Origin of the sequence: Rhodococcus sp. 05-2256-B1, from assembly GCF_002258465.1 — a bacterium.
GTDB classification, from domain to species: Bacteria; Actinomycetota; Actinomycetes; order Mycobacteriales; family Mycobacteriaceae; genus Rhodococcoides; species Rhodococcoides fascians.
Window position 1 is genome coordinate 281,843 of the sequence record NZ_NOZA01000031.1, and the last position, 11,880, is coordinate 293,722.

11 protein-coding genes are annotated in these 11,880 nt (G+C 66.6%); 3 read left to right on the forward strand and 8 right to left on the reverse strand.

Annotation, left to right across the window (positions count from 1 at the left end):
* Nucleotides 1-59: 59 nt before the first annotated feature.
* From CH285_RS21325 to CH285_RS21355, 7 genes are all read right to left on the reverse strand, one after another.
* On the reverse strand, nt 60-1,079 hold the full coding sequence (locus CH285_RS21325; protein ID WP_032407036.1) for a methionine synthase: 1,020 nt from the start codon (nt 1,077-1,079) through the stop codon (nt 60-62).
* Complete coding sequence (mnmA, locus tag CH285_RS21330; protein ID WP_027496628.1) at nt 1,076-2,164, reverse strand: tRNA 2-thiouridine(34) synthase MnmA; 1,089 nt, start codon at nt 2,162-2,164, stop codon at nt 1,076-1,078. The genes CH285_RS21325 and mnmA overlap by 4 nt, the downstream gene beginning before the upstream one ends.
* On the reverse strand, nt 2,164-3,402 hold the full coding sequence (locus CH285_RS21335; RefSeq protein WP_094643046.1) for a cysteine desulfurase family protein: 1,239 nt from the start codon (nt 3,400-3,402) through the stop codon (nt 2,164-2,166). Before CH285_RS21335 ends, mnmA begins: the two co-directional genes overlap by 1 nt.
* An 82-nt stretch (nt 3,403-3,484) precedes the next feature.
* On the reverse strand, nt 3,485-4,414 hold the full coding sequence (locus CH285_RS21340; RefSeq protein ID WP_051365119.1) for a lysophospholipid acyltransferase family protein: 930 nt from the start codon (nt 4,412-4,414) through the stop codon (nt 3,485-3,487).
* Nucleotides 4,411-5,229 (reverse strand): GNAT family N-acetyltransferase, encoded by an 819-nt coding sequence (locus CH285_RS21345; RefSeq protein ID WP_027496626.1) that lies wholly within the window; start codon nt 5,227-5,229, stop codon nt 4,411-4,413. Before CH285_RS21345 ends, CH285_RS21340 begins: the two co-directional genes overlap by 4 nt.
* A 153-nt stretch (nt 5,230-5,382) precedes the next feature.
* Nucleotides 5,383-6,339 (reverse strand): electron transfer flavoprotein subunit alpha/FixB family protein, encoded by a 957-nt coding sequence (locus CH285_RS21350; RefSeq protein WP_027496625.1) that lies wholly within the window; start codon nt 6,337-6,339, stop codon nt 5,383-5,385.
* A 43-nt stretch (nt 6,340-6,382) separates the two neighbouring features.
* Nucleotides 6,383-7,183 (reverse strand): electron transfer flavoprotein subunit beta/FixA family protein, encoded by an 801-nt coding sequence (locus CH285_RS21355; RefSeq protein WP_027496624.1) that lies wholly within the window; start codon nt 7,181-7,183, stop codon nt 6,383-6,385.
* 173 nt (nt 7,184-7,356) lie between these two features.
* Here CH285_RS21355 and CH285_RS21360 point away from each other — a divergent pair, with 173 nt between their 5' ends.
* Genes CH285_RS21360 through CH285_RS21370 form a run of 3 tightly spaced genes read left to right on the forward strand, consistent with a single transcriptional unit; the run spans nt 7,357 to nt 10,979 of the window.
* Nucleotides 7,357-8,196 (forward strand): class I SAM-dependent methyltransferase, encoded by an 840-nt coding sequence (locus CH285_RS21360; protein ID WP_037219263.1) that lies wholly within the window; start codon nt 7,357-7,359, stop codon nt 8,194-8,196.
* A 23-nt stretch (nt 8,197-8,219) separates the two neighbouring features.
* The gene (locus tag CH285_RS21365; RefSeq protein ID WP_094643084.1) at nt 8,220-9,731 is read left to right on the forward strand and encodes a 1,4-alpha-glucan branching protein domain-containing protein; all 1,512 of its coding nucleotides are present in this window, start codon (nt 8,220-8,222) and stop codon (nt 9,729-9,731) included.
* The gene (locus CH285_RS21370) at nt 9,732-10,979 is read left to right on the forward strand and encodes a glycosyltransferase family 4 protein (RefSeq protein ID WP_094643047.1); all 1,248 of its coding nucleotides are present in this window, start codon (nt 9,732-9,734) and stop codon (nt 10,977-10,979) included.
* 53 nt (nt 10,980-11,032) lie between these two features.
* Here CH285_RS21370 and CH285_RS21375 read toward each other — a convergent pair whose 3' ends face one another.
* Nucleotides 11,033-11,794: an acyltransferase gene (locus tag CH285_RS21375; protein WP_094643048.1), complete on the reverse strand. Its 762-nt coding sequence runs from the start codon at nt 11,792-11,794 to the stop codon at nt 11,033-11,035.
* Nucleotides 11,795-11,880 lie beyond the last annotated feature (86 nt).

Here is an 11,880-nt window from a genome sequence, read left to right on the forward strand (position 1 = left end):
GACGCTCCAGGCATTCCGACTCGGCACACTGTGTTTCGTCACAATGTCCCGGTCCGTGGTCACAACGATTCGGGTGCGTCCCGATAGGCCGCGACAACCTCGTGGGTGAGAGCCGTTGCTCGACGAGCCCACTCGGGCGTGCTTCCGGCCAAGCCGCAGGACGGCGTCACCGACACCTGCGAAGCGAGTATCGAACGATCGAAGCCGAGGCTGTCGACCAACTTCACACCGGGCTCGGCGCACTCGCGCCACAAGTGTGGTCGGTCCGGGGTTGCCGACGGCACCGATCCCAGTACGAGGGTCTTGCCGGCCTGGAGCAGCTCTCCCAGCGCATCGAGGTCGGTTCGGCGCAGCTCGTGTGCATCCACGGCCACCGCGACGGCTCGGGTTCGGCGCAGCAGATCGACGGGAGCTCCCCCGTCACAGCAGTGCACAGCGACCGGTAACGCGATGGTGTCGATCAGTGAGTCGAGCAGGTCCAGAACCTCCGGTTCCGGGATCGCGCGCACCGAGTCGATACCGGTGATCCCGGTCAGACTGCCCGCGAGAACGGCGGCGAGACTGGGTTCGTCGAGTTGGACCACCACGTTCGCCGAGAGTCTGCGTGCCACTTCTGCGCAGTGCAGGCGCAGCCCTTCGCCGAGGGATTCCGCGAAGTGCCGTAGAGCGCCGCGGTCGGTCAGCGCGCGGTGTCCGTGCCGCAATTCGACCTGCGCGGCCATGGTGAACGGTCCTGCAGCCTGCACCTTGATGGTCCGGCCGGCACCGCGTAGTCCCGCGACCTCCCACAGTTCCTCGAGCACGTCCAGATCCTCGGTGAGAAAGTCGGTCGCACGGCGACCGGCCAGCATCGGACGCGGTACGACGCGGTAGCCCGACGTCCGGACGTCGAGTTCGACGTCGACCATGATGGCTCCGGTGCGGCCGATCATGTCGGCACCGAGCCCGCGCCCTGGCAGTTCGACCACGTGTGGCAGTTCACCCAGCTCGCCGAGGACGATGGCGACGGCCTCACGAACGTCGGTGCCGGGCCACGAACCTATGCCGGTCGCCAGCCCTCCGAACGTGCTCGGGGTCACTCGCGCTCGGATCGGGTGCCCGAGATGGTCGAGCTGCCGATCACGATGTCACCGTGAATGTCCTTGCGGTACAACACCGCTGCCTGCCCTTTGGCGACACCGGTCAAGGGTGCCCGGAGCTGGATCTCCATCCCGTCGCCGACGGCCTCGGCAACCGCGTCGGTCAGCCCGCCGTGCGCCCGAACCTGTACGACGCATTCGATGGGCCCGGTGGGCGCGGTGCCCTCGGTCCACACTGCGCGGTCTCCGGTGATGGACCAGACGTCCAGCTTCTGCGCCGAACCGACCATGACGGTGCCGGTGTCCGGTTCGATCGAGGTGACGTAGCGCGGACGGCCGTCCACGGCCGGTCCTTCCACCCCGAGACCCTTACGCTGGCCGATGGTGAAGCCGTGCACACCGTCGTGGTCCGCCAACTCGGCTCCGGTCTCGGAGTCGACGACCTTGCCGGGACGAACACCGATGTGTGCGCCGAGGAAGGCCCGGGTGTCGCCCGAGGGAATGAAGCAGATGTCGTGACTGTCCGGCTTGTCGGCGACGGCGAGACCCCGCTCGGCTGCTTCCTCGCGGATCTCGGACTTGGGGGTGTCGCCGATGGGGAACATCGCACGCGAAAGCTGTCCTCGGTTCAGGACGGCCAGCACGTAGGACTGATCCTTGTCGGCGTCCACCGCACGCCGCAGAACTCCGTCGTGCAGTTGCGCGTAGTGCCCGGTCGCGACGGCGTCGAAGCCCAGTGCCAACGCGCGGTCCGCGAGCGCGGAGAACTTGATCTTCTCGTTGCACCGCAGGCACGGGTTCGGTGTCTCCCCCGCGGCGTACGAGGCGACGAAGTCGTCGATGACGTCTTCTTTGAACCGATCCGCGAAGTCCCAGACGTAAAACGGTATTCCGAGGACGTCGGCAGCTCGGCGTGCATCCCCGGCGTCTTCTTTCGAGCAGCACCCGCGCGAGCCGGTCCGCAGCGCCCCGGGAGCGGTGGACAGCGCCAGATGAACGCCCACGACGTCGTGCCCCTCGTCGACGGCTCGAGCCGCGGCGACTGCGGAGTCGACTCCCCCGCTCATGGCAGCAAGAACACGCATCAGCGATTTCCTCCTCGAGCTCCGACGCCGGCAAGTCCGGCGGCACGAGCACGTTCGACGACCTGCGGCAGGGCCGCAAGCACAGTGGTGATGTCCGAATCGGACGAGCCGGTTCCCAACGAGAACCGCAGGGATCCGCGGGCCACGCCCGGATCGCACCCGAGCGCGATCAGAACATGGCTCGCGCTCGCCACACCCGCCGTGCAGGCGGATCCCGTCGAACATTCTATGCCCGCGGCGTCGAGAAGCATCAACAGCGAATCCCCCTCGCACCCGGGGAAGGTGAAGTGCACGTTTCCGGCGAGCCGCCCGTCGCCCTCCGGGCCGTTGAGGATGGCGTCGGGCACCACCTCGCGAACCCCGGTGATGAGTCGATCACGCAACGCGCGAGTTCGTTCCCCGTGCAGCGACAGATTCTGCACCGTCGAGCGCAGTGCGGCCGCCATCGCGACGACGCCGGCCGTGTCGGGCGTGCCGGACCGGACGTCACGTTCGTGTCCACCACCGTGGAACAGCGGCACGCACGGGACCTGGCGGCCCAACAACAGGGCTCCGACGCCCTGTGGGCCCCCGAACTTGTGCGCGGCGATACTCAGGGCGGACAGACCGCTGTCGGCGAATCCCACTGGTAGGTGCGGTACGGCCTGCACGGCGTCGCTGTGCATCGGAACGCCGTACTCCGCGGCCACCGCTGCGAGTTCGGCGATCGGCATGACGGTGCCGATCTCGTTGTTGGCCCACATGACCGTCACCAGCGCGGTCTCGTCTGCGTGCAGAGCCAGCTCGGCGCGCAGCACATCGGGGGTGACCCGGCCCTCGTCGTCGACCGGGAGCCAGGTGACACTCGCCCCTTCGTGCGCGACGAGCCACTCCACCGCGTCGAGCACGGCGTGATGCTCCACCGAGCTGGCTATGATCCTGGTCAGTGCGGCGTTCGAGTCTCGACGGGCCGAAAAGATGCCCTTGACGGCGAGATTGTCGCTTTCGGTACCACCGGAGGTGAATATCACCTCGGACGGGCGCGCACTGAGGTCCGCGGCAATCGACTCGCGAGATTCCTCGACTCGGCGACGGGCGGACCGGCCCGAGGTGTGCAGCGACGACGCGTTCCCGACGGTGCCGAACACCGAGTTCATCGCCTCGATCGCACACGGCAACATGGGAGTGGTCGCGGCGTGATCGAGGTACACCGATGGCTGCGGCGGGGCGGGGGCAGGCGTACTGCGCACAGAAGGCATAACGAGCTCGACGATACCCGGTCGAGCGACCGCAGACCTACCTGCGCGAGGTGGGTCCACGGTCGCCCGGTTCAGCTGTGGATCAGGCGGCTGCAACCGTCGGCGCGCTGGGGCTTCGCTCGGCTTCGGCCATCACCTCGTGCACCGCCGGGTCGTAGACGTCCTTCCGGGGTCGTTCCGCAGGCTCTACTCCGTCGTCGCGTCGAATCGCCACCTCGCAGCGCCGCGCGAGGTCGTGTCGATCGCCGCCGGGCGCTTCCGGGGCGGTGAACTCGACCTCGGCGCGCAGTCCGGCGAGCCGGAAGATGCGGCCGATCGACGCTCCGATCGTCTCGTCTCCGACGAAGCACGTCGCGGTGGTCGGTTCGCCGTGTCGATCGAGATAGCGCAGCCGGATGGGCTGCACCCACGTCTCGGAATCGATGGCAGCCTGCAACAGGGCCGGGCGAAGCGATCCGTAGGCCAACCCACACCAGGTGGTGGCCTCGGGGAACACGACAACCGAAGCGCCCGCGCGGATTCGGTCGGCAACCTGGTCGACAACGGCCGGGAGCTCACGCAGTCGTGCGCGATCGATGGGAAGCACCTTCATGGCCCGGGCCAGTCGCCCGAGCAGCGGCCAGTCCACCAGATCGGCTCGGGCAACGAACGTCGACGGGCGCACTGCCGTGAGGACGACGACGTCGGTCCACGAAATGTGTCCGGAGACGTGCAGGGCACCACCTGCCGTACGCGACCGCTCTCGCTCCGAGCGTGTATCGAGCACGGTGAGATCGATGCCGATGGCCGATAGCAGCATCCGAGCGCCCAGCCGCGTCAATGCATGCCGAACCCGGGGAAAGGGCACCCCCAGGACGACCAACAGCGGCAGCAGCGCAAAGGCCGCGATTGCCGCAACGATGCGCAGAACGAGGACGATTCGACGCACCGTGGGCGGATTCTTCGGCAGACACCCGTCACTGCACGGAGAGGACGGCATCCAGGCGTGTGCGCGAACCAGGGGTTGCGTCATCGGGCACCCGACTCGAATGTCGTTGCTGCAGAACGAAGACGGTCCAGATACCTGGTGTTGGCCTCGTGCAGGCCGAGGAGCGCGACGAAATCCGCCACTCCGAATTCCGGGTCGTGGGCGGGCTCACCGCAGATGGAGGCACCGAGCCGGAGGTAACCGTTCATCAACGGCGGCATGGACGCTCGCTTCGCCGCCGGAATGTCGAGGAGATCGACGCCGTCGACGACCACGGGGTTGTAGGGCACGACCCGCCTGTCGACCGCTGTCGCGTGTCGATCCAACAGCCGGTCGCGAACACCACGCACGTTGGCCCCGACCGCTTCCCCGGGAGCCGATTGCATCGGAACCGACACGCAACCCATCACCCACTCGTATCCCGTCACGTCGAGGTAGTGCAGGATTCCCGCCCACATCAGGCCGAGGACCGACCCCGATCGGTGGTCGGGATGCACAGCAGCCCTACCCATTTCGACGATGTTCATCCCGACGGGATCGAGCGCGGAGATGTCGAATTCGGTTGCGGTGTAATAGCCGCCTGCCGACACCGCGGCCTGCGGCGGCAACATGCGATAGCAACCGACGAACGTGTCGGTCCACTGGTCGCGAACGAGAAGGTGGTCGCAGAAATCGTCGAACCGGTCGGCGTCCAGACCGTCCGTGTCGGTGGGTATGGCAAAGCCGGGCTCGGAGGCGAACACGTCGTAGCGCAGGCGCTGCGCCGCGAGTCGGTGTTCGGGGTCGGTGGACAACACGAGCGAATAGCGGTCGGTGGCCGGGACGATCGATGCAGTCGAGCTCATGACGGAAGTGGTCATGAGGTGTGTCTAACGAGCGGGGAAGACTACCGGGCATCGCCGAGGAGAAGTGTCGGAAGAGTTTGCATGAACACGATTGCGCCCATCGAAACGCGACGGGCCCCCACCGCAATCGCGATGAGGGCCCGTCGAGCAGAGATTTTCGCCGAGAGGCTATCCCTTGTGCTTCTTGACGGCCTCGGTCAGCTGAGGCGCGACGTTGAACAGGTCACCGACGATGCCGTAGTCGGCGATCTCGAAGATGGGTGCTTCCTCGTCCTTGTTCACCGCGACGATGGTCTTCGAGGTCTGCATGCCGGCACGGTGCTGGATGGCTCCGGAAATGCCGAGTGCAACGTACAGCTGCGGGGAGACGGTCTTGCCCGTCTGGCCCACCTGGAACTGGCCCGGGTAGTAACCGGAGTCCACGGCGGCACGCGAGGCACCCACTGCGGCACCCAGCGAATCTGCCAGATCCTCGACGACGGTGAACTTGTCGGCGCTGCCGACGCCACGGCCACCGGAGACGACGACCGTTGCTTCGGTCAGTTCCGGACGGTCGCCGCCGACGATCGGGTCACGCGAGGTGACCTTGACGGTGCCCTCTTCCTGCGCCGGGACCTCGACGGTCTCGCGGGTTCCCGCTCCGGCCTTCGGCTCTGCCTCGACTGCGCCGGGGCGCAGCGAGAGGACGGGGACGTCGCCGTTGGCCTTGGCCTCGACGGTGAACGCACCACCGAAGATGGAGTAGACGGCACTGCCGTCGCCGTTGATCGCGACGACGTCGTTGTGGTAGCCCGAGCCCAGACGGGCGGCGAGACGGCCGGCAACTTCCTTGCCCTCGATCGTCGCTGCGGTGATGATCGCCGCAGGCGAGACCGACTCGGCGAGAGACGACAGGACGTCGACCTTCGGCGTGACGAGGAAACCGTCGACGTCGTCGGACTCGGCGACGTAGATCTTCTCGGCACCGGCCTCGGTCAACGCGTCGGCGACCTTGTCGGCGGTACCGACCGGGCCGGTGACGACCGCGGACGGCTCACCCAGTGCGCGGGCCGCGGTGATCAGCTCGGAGCTGACCTTCTTCAGTGTTCCTTCGACGTGCTCCACGAGCACGAGTACTTCTGCCATGACTTTGCTCCTCGTTGGTCTTCGATTGCTCGGTGGGGCGGGATCAGATGATCTTCTGGCCTACGAGGTAGGTGGCGATCTTGTCGCCGCCGTCGCCCTCGTCGGTGAGCCGCTCGCCGGCAGTCTTGGGAGGCTTGGGGGTGGACGAGGTGACCGTCGTTCCGGCGTTGTCGACGCCGACGATGCCGTCCTCGACACCGATGTCGGCCAGAGTGATGGTCTGCACCGTCTTCTTCTTGGCGGCCATGATTCCCTTGAACGACGGGAACCGCGGCTCGTTGATCTTCTCGGTGACGCTCACGATGGCGGGCAGCGTGGCTTCGAGTCCGAAGATGCCCTCGTCGGTCTCGCGCTCGCCGGTGACCTTGCCGTCTGCGACGGACAGCTTGCGCAGCTGCGTCAGGGCCGGGATCTGCAGGTATTCGGCGATGATCGCCGGAACTGCGCCGGTACGGCCGTCGGTGGCCTCGTTACCCGCGATGATGAGATCGGCAGGCTCGTCGTTCTCGAACGCGACGTTGCCCAGTGCCGCAGCCAGGGCGTACCCGGTCTGGATGGCGTCGGAGCCGTGCAGGCTCGGGTCGTTGAGGTGTACCGCGCTGTCCGCGCCCATCGACAGAGCCTTGCGGATCGCGTCGGTGGCGCGATCGGGGCCTGCGGACAGAACCTTGACCTCACCGCCCTGAGCTTCCTTGATGAGCAGGGCTTCTTCGACGGCCCGCTCGTTGATCTCGTCGAGAACGGCGTCTGCAGCCTCGCGATCGAGGGTGTAGTCACCGTCGCTGAGCTTGCGCTCGGACCATGTGTCTGGAACCTGCTTGATCAAAACAACGATGTTCGTCATGGGTCTGCGTCGACCTCCTGGTCATGTTCTGCTGATCGTGAGTGTTCTAACGGTTGCTGCAAGTCGAACGGTTGGTGCAGTTCTACGTTCTGCTACGAGGTTACCCCACCGTAGTTACTGGTGGGTAACTTACCTCCCTGCCCGATCGACCATACATCCGCACCCCGACTGTTATGGAGACCACGTTGGCTTACCTCATCGCCGGAGGCACTAACCTTCCGTCGGTGAACGATTCATCGGCTCGGACACCGGCACCGGAACCACTCCCCCTCACCGGCGAGCGGACTGTGCCCGGCATCGCCGAGGAGAACTACTGGTTCCGCCGTCACGAGGTGGTCTACCGCGCCCTCACAGAGCGGTGCCGCGACCGCACAGTGCTCGAAGCCGGATCGGGAGAAGGCTACGGAGCCAACATGATTGCCGAGGTTGCGGCCTGCGTCGTCGGCCTCGACTACGACGTCTCGGCCGCGACGCACGTCCACGCGCGCTACCCCGCGGTGACGATGGTGCGCGGCAATCTCGACCGCCTTCCGTTCGCGGATTCCTCGGTCGGTGTCGTCGTCAACTTCCAGGTCATCGAACACCTCTGGGATCAAGGAGCGTTCCTGGCCGAAGTGCACCGCGTCCTCGAGCCCGGCGGCACGCTGCTGATCAGCACACCCAACCGCATCACCTTCTCGCCCGGACGCGACACTCCCCTCAACCCCTTCCACACCCGCGAACTCGACGCGGCAGAACTGACCGAGTTGCTCGTCGCCGCCCGCCTCGAGGTCACCGAACTCACCGGAGTCCGGCACGGCAGCACGCTGGCCGCCCTCGACGCCAAACACGGCGGATCCTTCATCGACGCGCAGATCGAACGAGCACTCGCCGGTGAACCCTGGCCTGCCGAACTCGCAGAGGACGTCGCCGCGATCACCATCGCCGACTTCGACATCGCGGCCGATCGAATCGACGACAGCCTCGACCTGGTCGCCGTCGCCCGCAAGAGCTCGGCTGCGGTGATCGGGTGACATCCGGTGCCACCGTGCCGGGCATGTTCTCCCTCGTTCTGCACTCCCACCTGCCCTGGTTGGCCAATCACGGCAGGTGGCCCGTCGGCGAGGAATGGCTGTACCAGTCCTGGGCCGACTGCTACCTCCCACTGACCGCGGCACTGGAACGGCTGGCCGACGACGGTTACACCGACGTCCTCTCGCTCGGCGTCACCCCGGTACTCGCGGCCCAGCTCGACGATCCGCATTGCCTGGCCGGCATGCACCATTGGCTCGGAAACTGGCAGCTACGCGCGCACGAGGCAACCGACCCCACGCTCTCGATACGTGAACACCGGGCATCCGCCGCGGCTCTGGACCGCTTCGAGACGCGATGGCGACACGGCGGCTCGGCAGTACTTCGTCCACTGATCGACACGGGCATCGTCGAACTGCTGGGTGGGCCGCTCGCGCACCCGTTCCAACCGTTGCTCGACGAAAGACTGCGGCGGTTCTCCCTGAGCGAGGGCCTACGCGACGCCGCCGCCCGATGGGGTTTAACGCCCCGCGGTATCTGGGCACCGGAATGCGGATTCACCCCCGGTATGGAAACCGAATACGCGGCCGCAGGTGTCTCGCACTTCATGGTCGACGGCCCTGCCATGCGGGGCGACACCTCCCTCGGCCGGCCCGTGTGGGATTCGGACGTCGTCGCGTTCGGGCGCGACCTCCCGGTCAGCTACCGCGTCTGGTCACCGAAGTCCGGCTACCCGGGCCACGGTGCCTACCGGGATTTCCACACCTACGACCACGCGACCGGACTCAAACCGGCCCGGGTGACCGGCCGCACCGTCGACTCGAACGACAAGGCTCCCTACGAACCCGAGCGTGCCGCGGCAGCAGTGGACCGTCACGTCGCCGACTTCGTCGACGTGGTGCGTCGGCGCTTGATCTCCGAATCCGAGCGGATCGGCCGCGATGCCGTGGTGGTGGCCGCGTTCGACACCGAACTGTTCGGACACTGGTGGCACGAGGGGCCACAGTGGCTCGAAAAGTTGATGCGCGCCCTGCCCGCCGCGGGAGTCACCGTCGGAACGTTGAACGATGCCCGGGAACGGGGATACGTCGGAGCCCCACTCGAACTGCAGGATTCTTCCTGGGGATCGGGCAAGGACTGGCGCGTGTGGGCGGGCGACGACGTCGCCGACCTGGTGAAGCTCAACGCCGAGGTGTCCCGGATCGCGCTCGATGCCGTCGACGCCTCCCGTGCCGTCCGAAGCCGGGCGGGTGGCCCCGAACTGCGCAATCGAGTCGACGATCAGATTCTGCGTGAGACACTCATGGCCGTGGCCAGCGACTGGGCGTTCATGGTCAGCAAGGACTCCGCGGCCGGATACGCCCGAGAGCGAGCTCACGTCCACGCACATGCGCTGCGTGAAATCGCTGCCGCGCAGCAGCACCCGGCCCGAGCCGAAGAATTGGCGCGGCAATGGAATCACGCAGACGGACTGTTCGCGGCGCTGGACGCACGCAGACTGCCCGATGCACGCCGAGAAGGCCCAGGGGGGGCGTAGATGAGAGTTCTGATGGTGTCGTGGGAGTACCCACCCGTGGTGGTCGGCGGGCTGGGTCGCCACGTTCATCACCTCGCGACCGAGCTGGTGCGTTGCGGGCACGAGGTCGTCGTTCTCTCTCGCCGACCCACCGGCACCGACGCGTCCACCCATCCCACGTCCCACCACATCGAGGACGGCGTACTGGTGGTCGCCGTCGCCGAGGATCCGGCGCACTTCGTGTTCGGAGAGGACATGCTCGCGTGGACTCTGGCGATGGGGCACGCCATGGTGCGGGCAGGGGTCGCCCTCGGTAAACCCGGCCTCGGCGACGGCTGGCAGCCCGATGTAGTCCACGCCCACGACTGGCTCGTCGCACACCCGGCCATCGCTCTGGCCGAGTTCTACGACGTGCCGCTGGTCTCGACCATCCATGCCACCGAGGCCGGACGCCACAGCGGCTGGATCTCGGGCACCGTCAACCGCCAGGTCCATTCGATCGAATGGTGGCTCGCGAACGATTCCGACGCGATCATCGCGTGCTCGGCGTCGATGAAGGACGAGGTCACAGCCCTGTTCGACGTCGCCGAGTCGGCGGTCTCGGTCATTCACAACGGCATCGACGGATCCGCGTGGAGTTTCCGACGCCGACAGCCCCGCTCCGAGCCCGCGAAATTGCTCTTCGTCGGTCGTCTGGAATACGAGAAGGGCATCCAGGACGCCATAGCCGCTCTGCCACGCGTCAGACGAAGTCACCCCGGCACCACGCTGCACATCGCCGGCGAAGGCACTCAGTTCGGGTGGCTGGCAGGTCTGGCACGCACCCACCGCGTCGCCAGGTCGGTGTCGTTCCTCGGCAACCTGAACCACTCCGATCTGCTCGGATGGCTGCACGGCGCCGACGCCATCGTCCTTCCCAGCCGGTACGAACCCTTCGGCATCATCGCCCTCGAGGCCGCGGCAGCAGGCATTCCGTTGGTGGCATCGACGGCCGGCGGACTCGGCGAGGCGATCGTCGACGGCGTCACCGGGCTGTCCTTCGCTCCGGGTGATGTGGCCGCGCTGACGGCGGCGGTGCGGCGGGTGTTGGACAACGCCGATGCGGCGCAGGAGAGAGCCGTCGCCGCTCGTGAACGTCTCACCGTCGACTTCGACTGGAAGCACGTCGCGGAGTCGACGGCTCGGGTGTACCTCGAAGCCAAGCGCAAGGTTCGCCATCCGCTGGGTCGCCCGCACATCGTCGAACGCGCCCTGCCCGATCGCAGCTGACCCCATGTGAGTGGAACCTCGTAGTCCACTACGAGGTTCCACTCACATGGGTCTCAGCTCTCCCGCGCCGCCTCGCCCTGACCGAGAGCTTTCTTGCGCGCGATGTCTTCGAGTGCCGCGATGTACTTCGCTCGCTCGGCTGCGCCGGCCTCCCAGGCCGTCTTGCGATTGCGGACGACTTTGGCCGGGGCACCGACGGCGATGCTGTAGTCCGGAATCTCACCCTTGACGACGGCATGGGCACCGAGGACGCAGCCTCGCCCGATTCTGGTTTCCCGCAGGATCGTCACCTTGGCGGCGATCCAGGTGTCGGGTCCGATTCGTACCGGGCCCTTGACGATGCCCTGGTCCTTGATGGGCATGTTCACGTCGTCCATCCGGTGGTCGAAATCGCAGATGTAGCACCAGTCGGCGACGAGCGTCGACGCGCCGATCTCGATGTCGAGGTAGGTGTTGACGACGTTGTCCTTGCCGAACACCACTTTGTCTCCGATGCGGAGCGAACCCTCGTGGCACCGGATGGCATTGCCGTCGCCGATGTGGACCCACCGGCCGATCTCGAGGCGAGACAGTTCAGGGGTGGAGTGAATCTCGACGTTCTTGCCGAGGAAAACCATGCCCCGCAGGATCACGTGCGGGTTCGCGAGCTTGAACTTGGCCAGACGGTAGTACCGAACCAGGTACCAGGGGGTGTAGGCCTTGTTGGCGAGCACCCAGTCGAGGGACGCCCGCGTGAGAAACCGCGCCTGCTCGCTGTCGCGTCGTCTCGACCCACGCCAGCGTGTTCGCAGTGGCGCGTTCCACATACTCGTCATGGACGTTCACCCTAGTTTCTCGCTCGCCCGCTCTCTGCCGGCACCCGTCAGCGGGCTAGTGTTGTCTCTCGACCGATGCCCGGGCA